The 20714-nt window shown below is 68.8% G+C and carries 17 protein-coding genes and 1 tRNA gene; 11 read left to right on the forward strand and 7 right to left on the reverse strand.

From position 1 onward, the window contains the following. Positions 1-2 precede the first annotated feature (2 nt). The 3 genes from ACFQ27_RS04265 to ACFQ27_RS04275 form a co-directional block, all read right to left on the reverse strand. Positions 3-1328: an aspartate aminotransferase family protein gene (locus ACFQ27_RS04265; protein ID WP_377352733.1), complete on the reverse strand. Its 1326-nt coding sequence runs from the start codon at positions 1326-1328 to the stop codon at positions 3-5. Between the two features lie 28 nt (positions 1329-1356). Then, on the reverse strand, positions 1357-2667 hold the full coding sequence (locus ACFQ27_RS04270; protein WP_377352734.1) for a carcinine hydrolase/isopenicillin-N N-acyltransferase family protein: 1311 nt from the start codon (positions 2665-2667) through the stop codon (positions 1357-1359). A gap of 66 nt (positions 2668-2733) precedes the next feature. Then, positions 2734-2807 (reverse strand) — tRNA-Cys (locus ACFQ27_RS04275). A 153-nt stretch (positions 2808-2960) separates the two neighbouring features. Between ACFQ27_RS04275 and ACFQ27_RS04280 the strand changes: the two genes are divergently transcribed. From ACFQ27_RS04280 to ACFQ27_RS04320, 9 genes are all read left to right on the forward strand, one after another. Next, positions 2961-3530: a protein-L-isoaspartate O-methyltransferase family protein gene (locus ACFQ27_RS04280; protein WP_374346408.1), complete on the forward strand. Its 570-nt coding sequence runs from the start codon at positions 2961-2963 to the stop codon at positions 3528-3530. A 122-nt stretch (positions 3531-3652) separates the two neighbouring features. Beyond that, entirely contained in the window at positions 3653-5149 is a 1497-nt protein-coding gene (locus ACFQ27_RS04285) for a TolC family outer membrane protein (RefSeq protein WP_377352735.1), read from the forward strand. 145 nt (positions 5150-5294) lie between these two features. Further along, positions 5295-5810 (forward strand): DUF2497 domain-containing protein, encoded by a 516-nt coding sequence (locus tag ACFQ27_RS04290; RefSeq protein ID WP_449304999.1) that lies wholly within the window; start codon positions 5295-5297, stop codon positions 5808-5810. Between the two features lie 84 nt (positions 5811-5894). Beyond that, complete coding sequence (locus ACFQ27_RS04295) at positions 5895-8558, forward strand: valine--tRNA ligase (protein ID WP_377352737.1); 2664 nt, start codon at positions 5895-5897, stop codon at positions 8556-8558. A gap of 104 nt (positions 8559-8662) precedes the next feature. Next, on the forward strand, positions 8663-10432 hold the full coding sequence (locus ACFQ27_RS04300) for an amidohydrolase (protein ID WP_377352738.1): 1770 nt from the start codon (positions 8663-8665) through the stop codon (positions 10430-10432). A gap of 13 nt (positions 10433-10445) precedes the next feature. After that, on the forward strand, positions 10446-11321 hold the full coding sequence (locus tag ACFQ27_RS04305; protein WP_377352739.1) for a glycerophosphodiester phosphodiesterase family protein: 876 nt from the start codon (positions 10446-10448) through the stop codon (positions 11319-11321). A 110-nt stretch (positions 11322-11431) separates the two neighbouring features. Next, positions 11432-12922: a S10 family peptidase gene (locus ACFQ27_RS04310; protein WP_377352740.1), complete on the forward strand. Its 1491-nt coding sequence runs from the start codon at positions 11432-11434 to the stop codon at positions 12920-12922. 108 nt (positions 12923-13030) lie between these two features. Beyond that, entirely contained in the window at positions 13031-14785 is a 1755-nt protein-coding gene (locus ACFQ27_RS04315) for a class I adenylate-forming enzyme family protein (protein WP_374346416.1), read from the forward strand. Then, entirely contained in the window at positions 14786-15526 is a 741-nt protein-coding gene (locus ACFQ27_RS04320; protein ID WP_377352741.1) for a TlyA family RNA methyltransferase, read from the forward strand. 39 nt (positions 15527-15565) lie between these two features. On the opposite strand, the gene ACFQ27_RS04325 is transcribed toward ACFQ27_RS04320, so the two are convergent. Both ACFQ27_RS04325 and ACFQ27_RS04330 read right to left on the reverse strand, forming a co-directional pair. After that, positions 15566-16189 (reverse strand): glycine zipper 2TM domain-containing protein, encoded by a 624-nt coding sequence (locus tag ACFQ27_RS04325; protein ID WP_374346418.1) that lies wholly within the window; start codon positions 16187-16189, stop codon positions 15566-15568. A 40-nt stretch (positions 16190-16229) separates the two neighbouring features. Next, complete coding sequence (locus tag ACFQ27_RS04330; RefSeq protein WP_374346419.1) at positions 16230-16661, reverse strand: glycine zipper 2TM domain-containing protein; 432 nt, start codon at positions 16659-16661, stop codon at positions 16230-16232. Between the two features lie 243 nt (positions 16662-16904). Here ACFQ27_RS04330 and ACFQ27_RS04335 point away from each other — a divergent pair, with 243 nt between their 5' ends. Beyond that, positions 16905-18134 carry a class I SAM-dependent RNA methyltransferase gene (locus tag ACFQ27_RS04335; protein WP_377352762.1) on the forward strand — a complete coding sequence of 410 codons (1230 nt, stop codon included), beginning with the start codon at positions 16905-16907 and terminating at the stop codon, positions 18132-18134. Here ACFQ27_RS04335 and ACFQ27_RS04340 read toward each other — a convergent pair. Next, positions 18131-19198 (reverse strand): PA0069 family radical SAM protein, encoded by a 1068-nt coding sequence (locus ACFQ27_RS04340; RefSeq protein WP_377352742.1) that lies wholly within the window; start codon positions 19196-19198, stop codon positions 18131-18133. The two genes, ACFQ27_RS04335 and ACFQ27_RS04340, sit on opposite strands and share 4 nt — an antisense overlap. Positions 19199-19275: 77 nt before the next feature. On the opposite strand from ACFQ27_RS04340, the gene ACFQ27_RS04345 reads away from it, so the two are divergent. Continuing rightward, entirely contained in the window at positions 19276-19734 is a 459-nt protein-coding gene (locus ACFQ27_RS04345; RefSeq protein WP_377352743.1) for a glycosyltransferase, read from the forward strand. Here the strand turns inward: ACFQ27_RS04345 and ACFQ27_RS04350 are convergent. Further along, on the reverse strand, positions 19731-20642 hold the full coding sequence (locus tag ACFQ27_RS04350; RefSeq protein WP_377352744.1) for an alpha/beta fold hydrolase: 912 nt from the start codon (positions 20640-20642) through the stop codon (positions 19731-19733). The two genes, ACFQ27_RS04345 and ACFQ27_RS04350, sit on opposite strands and share 4 nt — an antisense overlap. Positions 20643-20714 lie beyond the last annotated feature (72 nt).

Genomic DNA, 20714 nt, shown 5'->3' on the forward strand with positions numbered 1-20714 from the left:
GATCAGTCGAGGCTCGCAAGAACGCCGCGCAGAAGGCTGAAAAGCTTCTCGATTTCGGCGGGCTGGACGATGAGGGGCGGGGAGAGGGCGATGACGTCGCCGGTCGCGCGGACCAGCAGGCCGGCGTTCAGCGCCTTCACCAGGGTCTCGTAGCCTCTGGCGCCTGGCGCGCCATCGCGGGGGGAAAGCTCAATGGCGCCCATCAGGCCGATATTGCGGATGTCGATGACGTTGGGCAGGTCGGCCAGACCGTGGATCGCGGCCTCCCAGATCGGCGCCATGGCGGCAGCGTGGGCGAACAGGCCCTCGCGGGCGTAGATCTCCAGGGTCGCCAGGCCCGCCGCGCAGGCGGTCGGGTGGCCGGAATAGGTGTAGCCGTGGAACAGCTCGATCAGGGTCTCCGGCCCCTGCATCAGGGCGTCATGGATCTCACGCTTGGCGAACACCGCCCCCATGGGCAGGGAGCCATTGGTCAGGCCCTTGGCGGTGGTCATCAGGTCCGGGGTGATGCCGAAGTATTGAGCGGCGAAGGGTGCGCCCAGGCGGCCGAATCCGGTGATCACCTCGTCGAAAATCAGCAGCAATCCATGCTTGTCGCAGAGACTCCTCAGACGCTCGAGATAGCCCTTGGGCGGCGGCAGGACCCCGGCTGAGCCCGCCACCGGCTCGACGATGACCGCGGCGATCGTCTCGGCGCCATGCAGGGCGACCAGGCGCTCCAGTTCGTCGGCCAGTTCGGCGCCATGCTCCGGCAAGCCCTTTGAGAAGGCGTTGCGCTTGAGGTCGAAGGTGTGGGGCAGATGGTCGGCGCCGGGCAGGGTGACGAAGGTGCGGCGGTTGTTGACCAGGCCGCCGACGGAAATCCCGCCAAACCCCACGCCGTGATAGCCTTTTTCCCGGCCGATGAAGCGGACGCGCTGCCCTTCGCCTCGGGCCCGATGATAGGCCAGGGCGATCTTCAGGGCGGTGTCCACCGACTCCGAGCCTGAGCCGGTGAAGAACACCCGGTCCATGCCGGGCGGGGCTATGGTGGTCAGGGCCTGGGCGAACTCGAAGGCGATGGGATGGCCCATCTGGAAGGTCGGCGCGTAGTCCAGGGTCAGCAGCTGACGATGGACGGCGTCGGCGATCTCCTGGCGGCCGTGCCCGGCATTGACGCACCATAGGCCCGAGGTGCCGTCCAGAACCTCCTGACCCTCGAAGGTGCGGTAGTACATGCCCTTGGCCTGCGCCAGCAGGCGCGGCTCGGCCTTGAACTGGCGATTGGCCGTGAATGGCATCCAGAAGGCGGAAAGATCGGGGCGGTTGTCGCCGAAGCCGTCGCTCATGGTGCAGGTCTCCTTGAGGCCCACGAGATCACGTTCGCGGAACGCCCGCCACCTGATTGAGGCGCGCCCAGCTGCGGCCATAGCCGGGTCGGTTGCAGCTGCGCGTCGGTGGGACATGGGCGCTGGCCCAGCGGGCTTCGGCGGCCTCGGCGTCGCGCCAGCAGGCGGCGATGGCGGTGGCCAGGTCGTCATCGCCGGCCCGGTCGATGCGGACCCGGAAATCCGCCTCCAGGGCGTCGCGCTCGGCGGCGATCAGGGCGTGGCCGGCGGCGTGGTCGGCCAGCATGGCGCGATGCAGACGCTCATGCCGCCACCACAGGCTCTCGGTGTCATAGGCGTCGGTGGGGGGCGGGCCTTGTGCGGGCAGGGGCAGGCCCAGGATCACCGGCTTGAAGACGCTGAGGCAGGGGGCTGAGGTCCCGGTCAGCCAATGCACCGTGCGGCCCTGGCGGATCTCCGAGACCATGGAGCCCACCGACTGGCTGCGCCGGGCGCCTTCGGCTGCGTGCATGCAGATGGTCCGGCCCGTGGTGTTGGCCGGGCTCCAGTCTGCGGCGTCGCCGTGATCGCGCAGGATCGCCATCATGGCGGCCGGATCTAGCCTGGGCGCGCCCTGGTCCAGCAGGGCCTGGCCCCGCGCGCAGCGGCCACGGCCGAAACTGGCGGCGTCGCGGGTTTCATCCAGCAGGGCGCGGGCGACATCCAGACGGCCGTCGCCGTCCAGCCAGCCTTCGGCGCGGGCGTGGGCCATCAAGGCCGGGCTGATCCGGTCGTGGTCGGTGGTGATGCTGTAGGCGTTAGAGAGCGAGCGGGTCGCGCGCACCTGCTGGACAGCCCACCAGCGCCCCGCTGTCTCCAGCACATAGGCCTGACCTGTGTCGGCGATGATGAAGCCGTTGTTGTAGTAGAAGCGGTTCAGGTGCCCGCAGTCGCCGCCCTGGCCGTACTGCTCCAGCAGCCTGATGATCACCTCCACCGCCTCGGCGGCTGTCGCGGCCCGCTCCAGGGCCAGCCGCAGCAGGTCCATGCCGGTCAGCGCCCGCCGCCGCTGGGCGCCGGTGCGGGCGTGCAGGGCCTCATTGCCGATCACGACTCCGTGCTCGTTGGCCCCCATCTCAGCCCCCCACATCCAGAAGGGCCGCGAGATCAGGACGGCGTGGGTCTCCTCGACCTCCGGGATCGACAGGTAGGTGAGTCGCATCCGGCCCGAATCAGATCGTCGCCGCCGGGGGTGGATTTCGAGGGCCTGGGCTTCGTTGCGTTCGCGGTCGCTGTTCTTGGCGAACAGGGTCGCGCCGCGGGCGGTTTGGGCGGAAAGGGCCACGAACGTATCGCACATGGCGAAAGCTTAGCGGGCGAGGGGCCGCTGTCGACGCCCGCAGTGTCCGGATTTTCGGGGAAAGTTTGGAGGCCTGACCCGGAATCGAACCGGGGTGCACGGATTTGCAGTCCGCTGCGTAACCACTCCGCCATCAGGCCGCCGCCAACGTTTTAGGCACGTCGGGGTCTCGAAGAGGGCGGAGGGCTATCAGAACCGCCCGCCTCATTCAATCTCTGTCGCAAGGCCGCATTGCGTTCGAGTTAAGGGCGGACCTATAAGCGCGCAAATCGCTCGAACAGGTTCGAGGCCAAATGTCCGATCTCGCCCAAGCCCGTCTCAACATGGTGGAAAGCCAGGTGCGCACCGCCGACGTCACGGATGTCCGCATCCATGACGCCATGCGGGTCATCCCGCGCGAGAGCTTCGTGCCGGCCGGCAAGGCCTATCTGGCCTATGCCGACGAGGCCGTGGAGTACGCACCGGGCCGCGTGCTGCTGAAGCCGCGCGACGTGGGCAAGCTGCTGCAGATCCTGAAGCCCCAGGAAACCGATAAGGTCCTGGCGATCGCCGCGCCCTATGCGGCGGCGATCCTGGAGGCCATGGGCCTGACCGTCACCCGCCTCGACGCCGAGGACCTGACCCGTCCGCCGGGCGGCGGCTACGACCTGATCATCTGCGAAGGCGCGGTGGCCAAGGCGCCTGCGGCCTGGACCGATGCGCTGGCCATGGGCGGTCGCCTGGGCGTGATCGAGCGCGAGGGGCCGGTTGGCAAGGCCTGCATCTATGTGAAGGCCGAGGATGGCGTCGGTCGCCGGACGGTGTTCGACGCGACCCCGCCGGTCCTGGCCGGCTTTGAGCCGCAGGTCGGCTTCGCTTTCTGACGACCCTGCAACACCCCGGAAACCCTTAGGTGAAAAAAGCTTAAGGCTCGGGCTACTGGTCTAGAAGCTCATCGGCCGTCATATAGGGGCCCGGTAAGTCTCGCCGCATTCGGGGATTAGGAATGTTGATTAGCCGTCGCGGAGGCCTCCTGGCCGCGGTGTCGGGCGCCGCCGCCCTGGTCGCCGGTTCCGCCAGCGCCGAAACCCTGGCCGATGCGATTGCGCTGGCCTACCAGACCAATCCCACATTGCAGGCCCAGCGCGCGACTTTGCGGCAGCTGGACGAGAGCTGGGTTCAGGCCCGGGCGGGCTATCGCCCGACCCTGACCGCCACCGCGCAGGGCAACTACGAGCAGACCCGGATCAATGGTCGAACCACCCTTGCCGACACCAATGGTGACGGCGTCAAGGAGGTGGTCAGTAACGCCATCACCGAGACCAACAGCGCCACCGGCGCCCTGACCTTCAGCCAGCCGATCTGGACCGGCGGCCGGGTCGGCGCGGCGGTGTCGGCGGCCGAGGCTGACATCCTGGCCGGGCGCGAGAACCTGCGGCGCACCGAAGCCACGGTGCTGGGCACGGTGATCCAGGCCTATGTCGACGTCCGCCGCGACCAGGAAGCCCTGCATATCCGCGAAAACAACGTCGCGGTCCTGACCCGTCAGCTCGAGGAATCCAAGGCCCGCTTCGACGTGGGCGAGATCACCCGCACCGACGTGGCCCAGTCCGAAGCTCGTCTCGCCGCCGCTCAGGCCCAGCTCCAGTCCTCCCAGGCCCAGCTGGCCATCAGCCGTGCGGCCTACGCCGCCGTGGTCGGGCAGAACCCGGGTGACCTGGCGCCGGAGCCGTCCCTGGCTTCGCTGCTGCCCAACGACCCGGACGCCGCCTTTGACCTAGCGGAAAAGAACAATCCGCAGATCCGCGCCGCCGAGTACGCCGAACAGGCCAGCCGGGCGCGGCTGGCCTCGGCGCGGGCCGAACGGATGCCGACGGTCTCGGTTCAGGCCAAGATGGCCTGGGTCGGCGCTGGCGACCCCTTTGACACCGACCGCATGTACCGGGACGTGACCGGCGCCGCGGCGGTGACCGTGCCGCTGTTCAATGGCGGCCTGACTACCTCGCGCGTCCGCGCGGCCATCGAGCGCAACAACGCCGATCGACTGTCTGTTGAGTCGGCCAAGCGCAGCGTGCTGCAGAACCTGACCAACGCCTGGAGCACCCTGCTGTCCACGCGGGCCAACATCAGCTCCACCGACGTGCAGGTGAAGGCCGCCCGCATCGCCGCCGAGGGCACCCGCCAGGAGCAGCAGGTGGGCCTGCGCACCACCATCGACGTCTTGAACGCCGAGCAGGAACTGCGCAGCGCTGAACTGTCGCAGGTGACCGCCCGCCACGACGAGTACATCGCCGCGGCCAACCTCCTGAGCCAGATGGGACGCCTGGAGGCGGCCTACCTGGTGCCCAACGCGCCGCGCTACGACCCGAAGGCCAATTTCGGCAAGTTGCGGATCACCTGGGGCTGGACGCCCTGGGAGGAGCCGATCGCCATCGTCGACGGGGTCCTGACGCCCAAGACCAAGGAGCTGCCGCGCGAGCAGCCCCCCGCGGCGGCCAAATAGGGCGCGTACAACCCCCAGCAGGCGCCTCTAGTCGCCCGCGACACGAATCCGCCCTTGCTTAGCTGGGCGGAAATTGCAGGATCACGGTTCGGCGCTTACCCTTGCGCCGAGGGATTCTTTCATTCGCACGAGCGCCGGTTCGCCCATGTCCGACCAGTCTTCACAAGAACCGACAATGGAGGAAATCCTCGCCTCCATCCGACGCATCATCTCCGAAGATGATGCGCCCGCGTCGGAGGAAGCCGCGCCCGAGCCGGAGGCCGAACCGGAACCCGAGCCGGCGTTCGAGCTTCCGCCGCTGGAAGAGGACGAGGACGACGGCGTCTTGGAGCTGACCGAGAAGGTCGACAGCGTCGGCGATCTCGATGTCTACGCCGCCACCACCAGCGAGCCTGAGGAAGAAGAAAGCTTCGACCTGCCGCCGCTGGACGATGGTCCGGGCGAAGGCCTGGTGAGCGACCCGACCGCCGCCGCCGCGGCCGCCGCCTTCGGCGCCCTGTCCAAGAACATCCTGATGCCGCCCGAGGGCCGCACCCTCGAGGATGTGGTCAAGACCCTGCTGCGCCCGCTCCTGAAGCAGTGGCTGGACGACAACCTGCCCAGCATCGTCGAAGCCGCCGTACAGGCCGAGGTAGAACGCATCGCCCGGGGCCGCCGCTAAGCCGGTTGGCCCCGCTCAATCGGGGCCGCCCAGCCAGCAAACTTGACGTGGGCGGCGCCTCTGTTAAGCGCCGCTCACATCATCATGCTTGAAAAAACCTTCGATCCGAAAACCGCCGAGCCCCGGCTCTACGCCGCCTGGGAAGCCTCGGGCGCCTTTGCACCGACGAATGACCCGGCCGCCGAGCCGTTCGCCATCGTCATCCCGCCGCCGAACGTCACGGGTTCGCTGCACATCGGGCATGCGCTGAACAACACCCTGCAGGATGTGCTGATCCGCTTCGAGCGGATGCGCGGCAAGGCGGCCCTGTGGCTGCCGGGCACCGACCACGCCGGCATCGCCACCCAGATGGTGGTCGAGCGTCAGCTGGCCGCCGCGGGCAACGCCAGCCGCCGGGACATGGGCCGGGACGACTTCGTCGCCAAGGTCTGGGAATGGAAGGCCGAGAGCGGCGGCACCATCATCAACCAGCTGCGTCGCCTGGGCGCCTCGTGCGACTGGAGCCGCGAACGCTTCACCCTGGACGAGGGCCTGTCGGCCGCCGTCCGCAAGGTGTTCGTCAAGCTGCACAAGGACGGCCTGATCTACCGCGACAAGCGGCTGGTGAACTGGGACCCGCAGTTCCAGACCGCCATCTCCGACCTTGAGGTCGAGCAGAAGGAGGTCGACGGCCACTATTGGCACTTCGCCTATCCGCTGGAGGATGGCTCTGGCGAGATCGTCGTCGCCACCACCCGGCCCGAGACCATGCTGGGCGACACCGCCGTCGCCGTGCATCCGGATGACGAGCGCTACAAGCACCTGATCGGCAAGTGCGTCCGCCTGCCCATCGTCAACCGCCCAGTGCCAATCATCGCCGACGAGTACGCTGATCCCGAAAAGGGCTCGGGCGCGGTGAAGATCACCCCGGCCCACGACTTCAACGACTTCCAGGTGGGCAAGCGGCACAACCTGCCGCAGATCAACATCCTGGACGACTTCGCGCGCATCAACGCCAACGGGCCGCGGGACTATCAGGGCCTGGACCGCTTCGCCGCCCGTAAGAAGGTCATCGAGACCTTCGAGGAACTGGGCCTGCTGCGCGGCATCGAGAAGACCCGTCATATGGTCCCGCACGGCGACCGGTCCGGTGTCGTGGTCGAGCCTTACCTGACCGACCAGTGGTACGTGGACGCCAAGGTCCTGGCCCAGCCGGCGATCAAGGCGGTGGAAGAGGGCAAGACCGTCTTCGAGCCCCGCCACTGGGAGAAGACCTACTTCGAGTGGATGCGGAACATCGAGCCCTGGTGCATCTCGCGCCAGCTCTGGTGGGGTCACCGGATCCCGGCCTGGTATGGCCCGGACGGCCATGTCTTCGTCGACGAGACCGAGGACGCCGCCAAGGCCAAGGCCCGCGAGCACTATGGCCGCGACGAGCCCCTGCGCCAGGACGAGGACGTGCTCGACACCTGGTTCTCCTCTGGCCTGTGGGCGTTCTCGACCCTGGGCTGGCCGGAGAGCACAGAGGACCTGCGCCGGTTCTATCCGACCAACACCCTGGTCACCGGCTTTGACATCATCTTCTTCTGGGTCGCCCGGATGATGATGCTGGGCATCCACTTCATGGATGACGTGCCCTTCCACCGCGTCTTCATCAACGCCCTGGTCCGCGACGCCGAGGGCAAGAAGATGTCGAAGTCCAAGGGCAACGTCATGGACCCCCTGGAGCTGGTGGACGACTACGGGGCCGACGCCCTCCGCTTCACCCTGACCGCCATGTCCGGCCAGGCCCGCGACATCAAGCTGTCGCGGGAGCGGATCGAGGGCTACCGCAACTTTGGCACCAAGCTGTGGAACGCCACGCGCTTCTGCCAGATGAACGGCTGCGCCCGGGCCGAGGGCTTCGACCCGGCCCAGGTGAAGGGCGTGCTGAACCGCTGGATCATCGGCGAGACCGCCAAGACGGTGGAAGCCGTCACCGCGGCGCTGGACACCTGCGGCTTCGACGGGACGGCCAACGCCCTCTACCGCTTCATCTGGAACACCTTCTGCGACTGGTACGTCGAGCTGGCCAAGCCGCTGCTGAACGGCGCGGACGAGGCGGCCAAGGCCGAGACCCAGGCCACCGCCGCCTGGGTGCTGGACGTGATCCTGAAGCTGCTGCACCCGGTCATGCCGTTCCTCACCGAGGAGCTGTGGGAGAAGACCGCGGACCTGGGCGCTGGCCGCAGCGAGCCCATGCTGATCTCCGCCCGCTGGCCGGACCTGTCCGCCGCCCTGGTGGATCCCAAGGCCGAGGCTGAGATCGGTCTCGTGGTCGCCGCCGTCAGCGAGGGCCGTTCGGTCCGCGCCGAGCTGAACGTGCCCCCGGGCGCGCGGCCGGCCCTGCTGGTGCTGGAGGCCACGGCCGAGCAACGCGCGGCTTTCGAGGCCAATGCGCCGGTGATCGGCCAGACCCTGCGTGTCTCCGAGGTCCGCTTCGAGACGACCGCGCCGGAAGGGGCCATTCCCTTCGTGGTCGAGGGCGCGACCTTGGCCCTGCCGGTGGCCGAGTTCATCGATCTGGCGGCCGAGAAGGCGCGGCTCGCCAAGGAGATCGCCAAGCTCGACAGCGACGTGGCCCACGTCATGAAGAAGCTCGGCAATCCCGACTTCCTGGCCCGCGCCAAGGAAGAGGTGATCGAGGAAAACCGCGAGCGCCTGGCCGAGGCCGAGGCCGCCAAGGCCAAGCTGGCGGCCTCGCTGGCCCGCCTGGGCGCCGTCGGCTGATCCGGACGGCCCGCTCATACGGCGGGCCGATTTGGGTTATCGCGACCTCGACAGTCCTTCCCGGAACCCGATAGCCCTTATCGGGTCTCAGGGGAGGGACGCACATGATCCGGGCGATGACCCGAGCCGGACGCATCGCGGCGATCGCCGTGAGCGCCCTGGCCCTGCTGCCTGTGGCCGCCCAGGCGGCCCGCGGCGCCGACACCATCTATCGCGATGCGACGGTCCTGACCGTCGATGACCAAAAGCCGCGCGCCCAGGCGGTGGCGATCCGCGACGGCCTGATCGTCGGCGTCGGCTCCGACCGCGAGATCCTGGCGCGCTGGGGGCAGGGCGCCCGCATCGTCGACCTGAAGGGCAAGACCCTGGTCCCCGGCTTCGTCGATGGTCACAGCCACATTGGCGACCTGGTCTCCCTGTGGCGGCTGCCGGACCTGTCGCCGCCGCCGGTGGGGGCAACCCGCACCATCGCCGATGTGCAGCGGATCCTGGGCGCAGCCTTGACCAAGGCCGCGCCGGCGCCGGGCAAGGTTCTGCTGGGCGTCGGCTATGACGACTCTCTGCTGGCCGAGCGTCGCCATCCCTCGAAGGCTGATCTCGACGCCGTATCAACCAGCCAGCCGATCTGCATCATGCATGTCTCGGGTCACATGGCCCGCTGCAACAGCGCCGCCCTGGCCCTGATCGGGGTGACCCGCGACACGCCGGATCCGGTCGGCGGCCATCTGGGCCGCGACGCCCAAGGCGAGCCCGATGGGGTGATTGAGGAGAATGCGCTCGCTTTCGTGATGAAGGCCGCGCCCATCCCGACCTATGCCCAGGCCGTCCAGGACTTCGCCGAGATCCAGACCTACTACGCCGCCCAGGGCTATACGACCGCCCAGGACGGGGCGACCTCCAACGCCGTGACCTTCCAGCTGCTGCAGGACGGCCAGCGGGACAACAGCCTCATCCTCGACATCATCGCCTATCCGCGCTGGGACGTGATCGACGCCGCGGTCGCCAAGCGGGGCCTGCAGATCGGGGCGCCGTTCAAGAACCACCTGAAGTTCGCTGGCGTGAAGGTGATCGGCGACGGCTCGCCCCAGGGCAAGACGGCCTGGCTGAAGGAACCCTATGTCCACCCGCCGCACGGCGCGCCCCTGGACTATCGCGGCTTTCCCAATGTGCCGCCGGCCGACCTCGCCAAGCTCTATGACACCTATCTGGGACGCGGCTGGCAGGTGCAGACCCACTGCAACGGCGACGCCTGTATCGACAGCGTGATCGACGCCCTGGGCAAGGCCGAGGCGGCCCATCCCGGCGCAAAGGACACCCGCCCGGTGGTCATCCACTCGCAGGTGACGCGGGCCGACCAGCTTCAGGCCTATGCAAAGCTGGGCGTCTTTCCGAGCTTCTTCGCCGAGCACACCTACTACTGGGGCGACTGGCACCGGACCGAGACCTTGGGACCGGATCGGGCGGCCTTCATCAGCCCCACGGCCCAGGCCCTGAAGGACGGCGTCCGCTTCAGCCTGCATTCCGACGCCCCTGTCGTGCCGCCGGTGGCCATGCACGTGATGTGGAGCGCGGTGAACCGGGTGACCCGCAGCGGCTATCCGCTGGGGCCCGACCAGCGCCTGACGCCGATGGAGGCCTTGCGGGCGATCACCCTGTGGCCCGCCTGGCAGCAGCACGAGGAGACGACCCGCGGCTCGATCACGGTCGGCAAGCAGGCCGACCTAGTGGTGCTGGAGGCCAACCCCCTGACCGTCGAGCCGATGTCGATCCGCAACATCAAGGTGCTGCTGACGGTGAAGTCCGGGCGTGAGATCTTCCGCCTGGGCGAGACGCCTGTCGCGCGCCGGCCCTTCGCCGGAGAGCCGGTGTCCTAAGGGGGAGTTTGGAATGCCGGAGCCGATGATCATCGCAGGCGCCTGCGGCTACGGGCTTTGGCCGACCAATTCCCTGGAAGGGGCGCGGGGTTGTCTGGAGGCGCCGGTCGCCGGGATCGAGATCGACGTCCACCTGACCGCGGATGGCCATGTGGTCGCCCACCATGACTACCGGATCGCCGCCGCGGCCTCGCGGCTGAACGGCGCGTTCCTGGAGACGCCGGGGCCGCTGCTCAGGGACGCGACCCTGGCCGAGCTGCGCGCCTATGACCTGGGGCGTCTCAAGCCCGACAGCCGGGAGCTGAGACGCTATCCGCACAAGCAGGGTCTGGACGGGGTGGTGATGCCGACCCTGCCGGAGCTGCTGGACCTGTTGGCGCAGGCGCCTGGGCCGAAGCGCTGGATCTTCGTGGAGATCAAGACCGATCCCGCCGGCTACGCCGAATCCGCCGATCCCCGCGCTCTGACCGACGCCGTGCTGCGCGACCTGGACAGGGCAGGGTGGGCGGACCGGACCAAGATCATTGCCTTCGACTGGTCGATCCTGCGCGACCTGAAGGCCCGCCGCCCGGAGATCCTCACCGCCCACCTGACCGTGCCTGACGCGATGAAGCCGCAGGTGAGGCTGAACGCTGATGGGGCATCGCCCTGGACCGATGGCTGTGACCCCAAGGACTTCGGTGGCTCGGAGGCCGCCGCCATCGCCGCCCATGGCGGGCGGGAGTGGTCGCCGCACATCTCCGACGTGACGCTGGAGCGGGTGGCCGACGCCAAGGCCCACGGGCTGGCGGTCGGGGTCTGGGGTGTGTCCAAGCCCGAGGACTTCGCGGTCATGACCGCCATGGGCGCCGATGTGTTGACGGTCTCCGGCCCAGCCTGGAGCGCCTGAGCGCGGCAGGACCTGCCTCAGCCCTCGGCGCAGCGCGAATATCTAGGTCCCCATGGCTTGCGGCGCAGCAGGTTTTCGCCATTCTGCGCCGCAATTGGGGGGACAGAACCATGCGGACCATCCTGCGCGCGATCCTGGCGGCGAGCCTTCTGACGGTTGGGCTGGCGCCCGCGGCCCTGGCGGATGAGCCGAAGGCCGCAGAGGCCAAGATCGACCTCCCGGCCTTCCCCACCGACGCCTCGGTCAAGCAGGTGACCCATGTGGCCGGCAAGGCCCTGAACTACACCGCCACCGTCGGCTCGCTGCCGGTGCGCGACGAGAAGGGCAAGAAGATCGCCGAGGTGGTCTTCACCGCCTATGTCCTGGACGGCCCCCGTGATCCCAAGCGCCCGGTGACCTTCGCCTTCAACGGCGGCCCCGGCGCGGCCTCGGTCTATCTGAACCTGGGCGCCATCGGTCCCAAGCGCGTGCAGTTCGGCGCTCAGGGCGACGCCCCCTCCGACCCCGCCGTGCTGGTGGACAATCCCGGCACCTGGCTCGACTTCACCGACATGGTGTTCATCGACCCCGTGGGCACCGGCTTCTCGCGCTCGCTGGTCGACATGGAGGAGACCAAGAAGCGGTTCTTCGGCATCGACGCCGACATCAATTACCTGTCGCGCATCGTCTATGACTGGCTGCTCAAGAACGGCCGCATGGCCTCGCCCAAGTATGTGAGCGGCGAGAGCTATGGCGGCTATCGCGGCCCGCGCATCACCTACACCCTGCAGACCAAGCTGGGCGTCGGCGTCAACGGCATGATCCTGGTCTCGCCCTATCTGGAGCCGCCGCTAGACCTGTCGCCGGACCTGTCGCCCATGGCCTGGGTGTCGACCCTGCCGTCCATGGCGGCGTCCAACTATGAGCGGCAGGGCAAGGCGCTGTCGCCGGCCCTGATGGCCGAGGTCGAGGCCTATGCCCGCGGGGAGTACGTCACCGACCTCTTGAAGGGCCGCCGGGACCCGGCCGCCGTGGCGCGCCTGGTCGATAAGGTGACCGCCTATACCGGCCTGGACCGCAACTTCGTGCAGCTGTCCGGCGGGCGGATCGACAGCCGCGCCTACCTGCGTGAGCTCTACCGCAAGGAGGGCAAGATCGGCTCCTGGTACGACAGCAATGTCACCCAGGACGATCCCTTCCCGTGGTCGGCCTATGGCCGCCGGGGCGACCCCATCCTGGATGCGATCATTGCACCGACCACCAGCGCCATCGTCGACTTCACCACCCGCGTGGTCGGGTGGAAGGTGGAGGGGCGCTATAACGCCCTGTCCGAAGAGGTGGGCCGCAACTGGGAGAAGGGCGTCGAGCTGACCAGCGCCTCGGAAGACCTGCGCCAGGCCGTCGCCGCCGACCCGAAGATGAAGGTGCTGATCGTCCACGGCTATGACGACCTCAGCTGCCCCTACTTCATCTCCCGGCTGGTGATCGACCAGATGGCGATGAGCGGCGATCCGAATCGTGTGCGGCTGGCCCTCTATCCGGGCGGCCACATGTTCTACAGCCGGCCGGACAGCCAGACCGCCTTCCGGCAGGACGTGAAGGGCCTGTTCGGAGCGCCCTAGGGCCGTCGAACGCGGGTCTCAAACGTCCGTTTGCGTCCGGGCCTAGGTTATGCTTGTTCACCTATATGACGCGGGGTCAGAACCGCGCGCCCATTAGGAGAACGCCCCATGTCCGAGGCTGCCCTGCCGGCCGGTTGGCCCGCCATGTCCGTCGCCCAGGCTCACGCCATGCTCACCTCACCGGGCATGCCGTTCGAGATGGAGACGGTGAACATCCGCGGCGTGGAAGTGCGCGCCTGGAAGAACCAGCCGCCGACCCTGCGGGCCGTGTTCGAGGCTTGCCGCCAGCACGGCGAGAAGATCTTCCTGGTCTATGAGGACGAGCGCGTCTCGTTCGAGGCCTTCCACCGCGCCGTGGCCGCCTTCGCCAACGACCTGCAGGCCCAGGGCGTGACCAAGGGCGACCGGGTCGCCATCATCATGCGCAACCTGCCCGAATGGGTGGTGGGCTTCTACGCCGCCGTCTCCATCGGCGCGATCGTCACCCCGCTGAACGCCTGGTGGACGGGCGCCGAGCTGGAATACGGCCTGACCGATTCCGGCTCCAAGATCGCGATCATGGACGCCGAGCGCTATGAGCGCCTGAAGGAGCATCTGCCCAACTGTCCGGACCTGAAGCGGGTCTATGTCAGTCGCGAGATGGAAGAGATCGCCCATCCGCTGGTGACCACGGTCGAGTCGGTGCTGGGCGGCGCCAATGACTGGATCAAGCTGCCTGACCAGGCCGTGCCGGCGGTGGACCTCGTCCCCGATGACGACGCCACCATCTTCTACACCTCGGGCACGACGGGGAAGCCGAAGGGGGCGCTCGCCACCCATCGTGGCGTGAACTCCAACATCATGTCCGGCGGCTGCGCCGGGGCGCGGGCCTTCCTGCGTCGGGGCGAAGCGCCGCCCCAGCCCGATCCGAACGCGCCGCAGCGCTCGACCCTGCTGTCGGTGCCGTTCTTCCACGCCACCGGCTGCTTCGCCGTGCTGAACCCCATGCTGTGGCTGGGGGCTAAGCTGGTGATGATGCACAAGTGGGACGTGATCCGGGCCTTCGAGCTGATCCAGCGCGAGAAGATCCAGTCTGCGGGCGGCGTGCCGACCATCGCCTGGCAGCTGATCGAGCATCCGCTGCGCGAGAAGTACGACCTGTCGTCGCTGGAGAGCGTCTCCTACGGCGGTGCGCCGTCCGCGCCCGAATTGGTCCGCAAGATCAAGGAAACCTTCCCGAAGTCGGCGCCGGGCAACGGCTGGGGCATGACCGAGACCTGCGCCACCGTCACCACCCACGGGGCCGAGGACTACACCAACCGGCCGATGTCCTGCGGTCCGGCCGTTCCGGTGGCGGAGCTGCAGATCCGCGATCCCGCTGATGGCGTGACCGTCCTGGAGCCCAACGCCGTGGGCGAGCTGTGGGCCAAGGGCCCGATGATCGTGAAGGGCTACTGGAACAAGCCGGAAGCCACCGCCCAGACCTTCGTCGACGGCTGGGTGCGCACCGGCGACCTGGCGCGGGTGGACGAGGAAGGCTTCTGCTTCATCATCGACCGGGCCAAGGACATGCTGATCCGCGGCGGCGAAAACATCTACTGCATCGAGGTCGAGAACGTTCTCTACGACCACCCGGCGGTAATGGACGCAGCCCTGGTGGGCATCCCGCACAAGACCCTGGGCGAGGAGCCGGCGGCCGTGGTCACCCTGAAGCCGGGCGCGGAAGCCACCGAGGCCGAGCTGCGGGCCCACGTGGCCGAGCATCTGGCCGCCTTCAAGGTGCCGGTGAAGGTCAAGTTCTGGCATGAGACCCTGCCGCGCAACGCCAACGGCAAGATCCTCAAGAACGAGCTCAAGAAGCTGTTCGAGGGCGAGCAGGCCTAGTTGGCCAAGACGCGGGCCGACCTGCTGCTGGTCTCGCGCGGCCTGTTCGACAGCCGCGCGAAGGCCAAGGCGGCGATCGAGGCCAGCGGCGTCACCGCCGATGGCCGCCCGGTCACCAAGGCCTCGGAGCTGCTGGACGAGGCCTGCGACCTGCAGGCTGTCGCCGCCCATCCCTATGTGGGTCGCGGCGCGCTGAAGCTGGTCCACGCCCTGGAGCTCTGGCCGATCTCCGTCGAAGGACGGGTGGTGCTGGATGTAGGCGCGTCCACCGGCGGCTTCACGGAAGTCTGCCTGCAGCACGGGGCGGCGCGGGTCTATGCGGTGGACGTGGGCCGCGGGCAGCTGCACCCCAGCCTGTCTGGCGATCCGCGGGTGGTCTCGCTTGAGGCCACCGATGCGCGGGACCTGACCCAGGCCCTGATCCCCGAGGCGCCGGACCTGGTGGTCTGTGACGCGAGTTTCATCAGCCTGACAAAGGTCCTGCCGGCGGCGCTTACCCTCGCGCGGGCGGAGGCTGACCTGATTGCGCTCGTAAAGCCCCAGTTCGAGGTCGGGCCCAAGGCGGTGGGCAAGGGCGGGCTGGTCAAGGACCCTGCGGACCGACTGCGCGCCCTGGAAGAGGCCAAGGCCTTCCTTACGGCCGAGGGCTGGGATGTGCTGGGCGAGGCGGACAGCCCGATCAGCGGCGGCGATGGGAACCTGGAATTCCTGGTCCACGCACGAAAACGCCGCCCGGACTGAGCCCGGGCGGCGCTGTGTGATCCCGCGGGGGATCAGAGCTTAGTCGACGACCTGGTAGCGGCCGTTGGAGTCGGGGCAGACGCGGACGAAGCGCTTCTGGACCCGGCCGTCCGGCAGGTAGATCGGGCTTTCGGCCAGGGTGCAGCCATTGGTGTCGGCCTGCTGCGACTGGCCGACCGTGTAGCTGTTGCCGTAGCGGTCGTAGGCGTAGCCGTCGTTCTGGTAGCCGCCGTTGTAGTAGCCGCCCTGATAGCCGTAGTTCTGATTGCCGTAGTACCCGTTGTTATAGCCGTTGTTGTAGCCATAGTTCTGGGAGCGGCCGTAATAGCCCTGGCGGGTCTGCGGGGCGCAGGCCGCCGAGTTCTTGCCCACGCCGGCGCCGACCGCCGCACCCAGGGCGCCGCCCAGCAGGGCGCCTTCGGTGCGGGCGTTGCGCGCCGCCGCGTTCGAGCCGATGACCGCGCCCAGAGCGCCGCCGATCAGGGCGCCGGTCGTGCTGCGGGTCGTCGAGTCCCGCCGGCAGGGGTCATAATTGTAGTTCCCCTGGCCGTAATAGCCCGACTGGGCCTGGGCGAAGCTGGGGACCGACAGGGCGGCGGTCAGGGCCATGACGCCCGCGACCCCGGTCAGGCCGGCCTTCGCAAAGATGGAACGCTTGGTCATCGGAACTCTCCCTCAAAGGGTTTGAATAGGGTGGAAACGCCTAGCTGCGGCCGCTGGGGCGCCAGACCCCGTCATTTCCGCGGCACACCTCGAAGGAGTGGTCGCGGCCGCCGTAGGTCTCTTCGACCCACTGGCAGTTGGCCCGGCTGTACTTGGTTTGCTTGATGCGCGTCGGGTAGGCGTCGCACTTCACGCGGCGCTTGCCGATCTCGTGACCGGCGACGGCGCCCACGACGCCGCCCAGGACGGCGCCTTCGGTCTTGTTGCCCTTGCCGGCCACGGCGCTGCCGAGCAGGGCGCCGGCGACGCCGCCGATCACCGTGCCTTTGGTGGACGAGGACTTCTGCTCTTCGCGGCAGATGTCGCCGGTGCCGTACTCGCGCGCGGCCTGCGCGGAGGCGAACTGGGGAACGGCCAGGCTGGACGCGGCGGTCAGCGCGGCGGCCAGGCAGAGGATGGTCTTGCGGGTCATGGTCTGGTCCTTCGTCCCCGAAGCGGCGCGGTTAAGCGTCGCTGTCGGATATGGGTTTGACTGAACGAACCTGAACGGGTCTTGAACGAAACCCGGCGGCGGTTCAGACGGCGTCCGGCTGGGCGCCGTCGCTGCGGCCAAGCTATCAAGACCTTCACTTGCGAAGAAATGAGTTCCGTCATGCGCAACCCTCGCCGGCCGACCCGCGGCCCCCAGCGCCCCCAGGCGCCGGCCGGTCCGCCCGTGGAGCTGACCATCACCGGCGTGGGCGGGGAGGGGGATGGCGTCGCGCCGGGACCGATCTATGCGCCCTTCACCCTTCCTGGAGAACGGGTTCGCGTGACGGGCGGCGGCGACCGACGCGAGCTGGACGCCGTGCTGGAGGCCTCGCCTGAGCGGGTCGAGCCGCCCTGTCCGCACTTCGGCGTCTGCGGCGGCTGCGCCCTGCAGCACTGGCGGCACGACGCCTATCTGGCCTGGAAGGTCTCGCGGCTGGTCCACACCCTGTCGCTGCAGCGAATCGAAACCGAGATGCTGGCCCCCTATGCCGCCCAGCCGGGGACGCGCCGGCGCGTCGCCCTGCACGCCCGCAAGGGGAGCCGCGACGCCGCGCGGATCGGCTTCAAGGCTCGCAAGTCCTGGGACCTGGTGTCGGTCGCGACCTGTCCCATCGCCGACCCCGCCATCGAGGCGGCTCTCCCCATGTTGGCGAAGATGGCCGCGCCCCTGTTCGAGCATCCGAAGTCCGCGCCGACCCTGCACGTGACCCTGACGCCGTCCGGCCTCGACATCGAGATTACCGGGGTGGAGCGGAAGTCCGGCGGCCTGTCGGCGGACGCGCGCATGACCGTGGCCGAGGTGGCCGCTGAGGCCGACTTCGCCCGCGTCACCATGGATGGGGAGCCGGCCTACATGTCGCGCCAGCCGACAGTGCGGCTGGGCCAGGCCGTAGTGGCCCTGCCGCCCGGCGCCTTTCTGCAGGCCACGCCCCAGACCGAGGCGGCCATGGTCGGCTTCGTGGGCGAGCAGGCGGGCGGCGCGACCCGGATCGCCGACCTCTATTGTGGGGTCGGCACCTTCACCTTCCGCCTGGCCGAGATCGCCCCGGTCTATGCGGCCGAGGGCTCGGCCCCGGCAGTGAAGGCTCTGACGACTGCGCTGGCGACGGCGCCGGGCCTGAAGGGCGTTACGGCCGAGGCCCGCGACCTGGTGCGCAGGCCGGTCCTGGCCGAGGAACTGAAGAAGACCGACGTGGTGGTGTTTGACCCCCCGAGGGCTGGCGCCGCTGAACAGACCGCCGAACTGGCGCGCTCCAGTGTGGCCAAGGTGATCGGCGTCTCCTGCAACCCGGCGACCTTCGCCCGCGACGCGCGGGTGCTGATCGACGCCGGGTTCAGCCTGGATCGCGTGCTGCCTGTCGACCAGTTCCTGTGGAGCCCGCATATCGAGCTGGTCGGCGTGTTCAGCCGCTAGGTGAAGAGGTCCTGCTGCCCGCCGGCTTTCGGGGGAACCTTGAAGAGGCCGAGGTTCAGGGCGGGCAGGGGCTTGTCCAGGCCATAGCGGCGCTTGGCGGCGCGGAAGCGCTGGGACATCAGGTCTGCGACCGGCCCCTGGCCCTTCATGCGCTGACGCCAGTCGGAATCGTAGTCCTTGCCGCCGCGCATCTGCCGCACCAGGGACATGACCCGCTGGGCGCGGTCCGGATGGTCGGTCATCAGCCACTGCTGGAACAGGTCCTTGATCTCCAGCGGCAGGCGCAGCGCCACATAGCCGGCCCCGATGGCGCCGGCCTGGGCGGCGCGCTCCAGCACCGCCTCCATCTCGTGGTCGTTCAGGCTGGGGATGGCGGGGGCGAACATGACCACGGTGGGGACGCCGGCCGCAGTCAGGGCGCGGATCGCCGCGATCCGGCGATCCGGCGTCGCCGCGCGGGGCTCCATGCTGCGGGCGAGGGCCCGGTCGAGGGTGGTGACCGAGATCGCCACCCGCACGAGGTTCTGCTCGGCCAGGGGGGCGAGCAGGTCAAGGTCGCGCAAGATCAGGGCCGACTTGGTGATGATCGAGAACGGGTGGTTGAAGCGGCCCAGCACGTCGATGATCTGGCGGGTCAGGCCAGTTGTTCGCTCCTGCGGCTGGTAGGGGTCGGTGTTGCCGCCGATATGGATGTAGCCCGGCTTGTAGCGGGGCTTGGAAAGCTCCGCCTCCAGCAGCCGGGCGGCCTCGGGTTTGAAGAACAGCTTACTCTCGAAATCCAGCCCCGGCGACAGGCCCATATAGGCATGGGCCGGCCGGGCGTAGCAGTAGATGCAGCCGTGCTCGCAGCCCCGATAGGGATTGATCGAGCGATCAAAGCCGACGTCGGGGCTGTCATTACGGGTGATGATGGTGCGCGCCGCCTCGGGCGACAGGGTGGTGCGCAGCTTGGGCGCCTCGTCGGTCTCATCGCCCCAGCCGTCGTCGAAGGCCTCGCGCTGAAAGGCCTCGTAGCGTCCCACCTCATTGGAGCGGGCGCCGCGTCCCCGGACGATGGTCGTCATCCGCCTTGTATGCGGAGGCGGGTCGAACAAATCAAGAACTTCTTGACCCGGCGGGCGGGCGCCGGTTTCTGCCTGACATGCTCTCGGCCCTGATCCCCACCGCCAATTCCCAGGACGACCTGGCCCTGCTGCTCGCCGCCCTGGTGCCGGCGGCGGTGGAGGGTCTGGTGCGCGAGGTGATCTGCGCCGACGCAGGCTCGACCGACGCGACGGCGGCGCTGTGCGAGGACGCGGGCGCCAAGCTCATCCAGGGGGGCCTGGCGGCGGCGGCGCAGGCCGCGCGCAGCGACTGGCTGCTGATCCTGCCGATTGACCTGCGTTTGGCGGGGGGCTGGGACAATGCGGTGGCCCAGCGCCTGGCCCAGCGGCCCGAGCCCCTGAAGGTCTCAGGCCTGAAGCCGCATGGGCTGGTGGCCAGCCTCACCGCAGCGCCCTGCGGTCTCGTGGTTCAGAAGGCCAGGGTGCTCGCGCGCGCCGAGACGCGGGACGCCAAGGCCCTGATCGCCGCCCTGGGCCGAGGCGCGGCGCGGCTCTAGACCTTTGCGAAGGCGGCGATGTCGGCGTTGAGCCGGCGGGTGTGGGTGAACATCAGGCCGTGCGGCGCGCCCTCATAGACAACCAGCCGGGCCGCAGGGTTCAGGGCGGCATAGCGCCGGCCGCTGACCTCCAGTGGGGTCGAGGCGTCCTTGTCGCCCTGGAGGATCAGGATCGGGGCCTTGATGCTCGGAATCTCCGCCCGCAGGTCCGCCTCGGTGGCGGTGCGGTTGCAGGCGACGACCGCCTGCAGGCTGGTGGTCAGCATCAGACCTTTGACCCAGGCGATCATGCCAGGGGAGGTCTGGGGCGTCACGAAGGGCGCGGTGTTGTCGTCCAGCCATTTCGGGAAATCGGTGAGGAAGTAGGCCTGGCGGAACTGCTCGAAGGCCTCCGCCGGAAAGCCGTCGGGATTGTCAGGACGTTTGGCCGGGCAGGGGTTCATGGGCGCCAGGAACATCACCTTGGACACCCGGGCGCCGCCGTGCCGGCTGAAGTAGCGGACGATCTCGCCGCCGGCCATGGAATGGCCTACCAGGACCACGTCGCGTAGGTCCAGCTGGTCGAGCACCGCGGCGAGGTCATCAGCCAGGGTGTCATAGTCGTAGCCGCCAGATGGCGCGTCCGAGCGGCCGTGGCCCCGGCGGTCATAGGCGATGCAGCGCAGGCCCCGGGCGGCGAGCGCGGCGCGCTGCAGGTCCCAGGCTTCCAGCGGCAGGGCCCAGCCGGCGAGGAAGACCACAGGCCGGCCTTCGCCCCAGTCCTGATGAAGCAGATGGGTCCCGTCGGCGGCTGTGATTTGGACACTCGGGCGTCGCTTGGGCGCGGCCTCCGCCGCGACGGGGGCGGCGAAGGCGGCGCCCATGACGGTCATCGCCTTGAGGGCGTCGCGGCGGTGGGTGGCGGTCATCTGGTCGCTCCTTGTGAGGGTGGCGCCAGGGTTCCCCGGCCGTCGCGGGGCGTCGATTACGCGTCGGGTAAT

Origin of the sequence: Phenylobacterium conjunctum (assembly GCF_042679085.1) — a bacterium.
Classification (GTDB): Bacteria; Pseudomonadota; Alphaproteobacteria; order Caulobacterales; family Caulobacteraceae; genus Phenylobacterium; species Phenylobacterium conjunctum.

Coding starts and splice junctions, on each gene's coding strand:
- ACFQ27_RS04340 (WP_377352742.1), bottom strand. CDS start 19,198: ATGACGACCATCGTCCGGGGACGCGGCGCCCGCTCCAATGAGGTGGGA.
- ACFQ27_RS04270 (WP_377352734.1), bottom strand. CDS start 2,667: ATGTGCGATACGTTCGTGGCCCTTTCCGCCCAAACCGCCCGCGGCGCG.
- ACFQ27_RS04325 (WP_374346418.1), bottom strand. CDS start 16,189: ATGACCAAGCGTTCCATCTTTGCGAAGGCCGGCCTGACCGGGGTCGCG.
- ACFQ27_RS04290 (WP_449304999.1), top strand. CDS start 5,295: ATGTCCGACCAGTCTTCACAAGAACCGACAATGGAGGAAATCCTCGCC.
- ACFQ27_RS04345 (WP_377352743.1), top strand. CDS start 19,276: ATGCTCTCGGCCCTGATCCCCACCGCCAATTCCCAGGACGACCTGGCC.
- ACFQ27_RS04285 (WP_377352735.1), top strand. CDS start 3,653: ATGTTGATTAGCCGTCGCGGAGGCCTCCTGGCCGCGGTGTCGGGCGCC.
- ACFQ27_RS04295 (WP_377352737.1), top strand. CDS start 5,895: ATGCTTGAAAAAACCTTCGATCCGAAAACCGCCGAGCCCCGGCTCTAC.
- ACFQ27_RS04315 (WP_374346416.1), top strand. CDS start 13,031: ATGTCCGAGGCTGCCCTGCCGGCCGGTTGGCCCGCCATGTCCGTCGCC.
- ACFQ27_RS04265 (WP_377352733.1), bottom strand. CDS start 1,328: ATGAGCGACGGCTTCGGCGACAACCGCCCCGATCTTTCCGCCTTCTGG.
- ACFQ27_RS04300 (WP_377352738.1), top strand. CDS start 8,663: ATGATCCGGGCGATGACCCGAGCCGGACGCATCGCGGCGATCGCCGTG.
- ACFQ27_RS04310 (WP_377352740.1), top strand. CDS start 11,432: ATGCGGACCATCCTGCGCGCGATCCTGGCGGCGAGCCTTCTGACGGTT.
- ACFQ27_RS04305 (WP_377352739.1), top strand. CDS start 10,446: ATGCCGGAGCCGATGATCATCGCAGGCGCCTGCGGCTACGGGCTTTGG.
- ACFQ27_RS04330 (WP_374346419.1), bottom strand. CDS start 16,661: ATGACCCGCAAGACCATCCTCTGCCTGGCCGCCGCGCTGACCGCCGCG.
- ACFQ27_RS04350 (WP_377352744.1), bottom strand. CDS start 20,642: ATGACCGCCACCCACCGCCGCGACGCCCTCAAGGCGATGACCGTCATG.
- ACFQ27_RS04280 (WP_374346408.1), top strand. CDS start 2,961: ATGTCCGATCTCGCCCAAGCCCGTCTCAACATGGTGGAAAGCCAGGTG.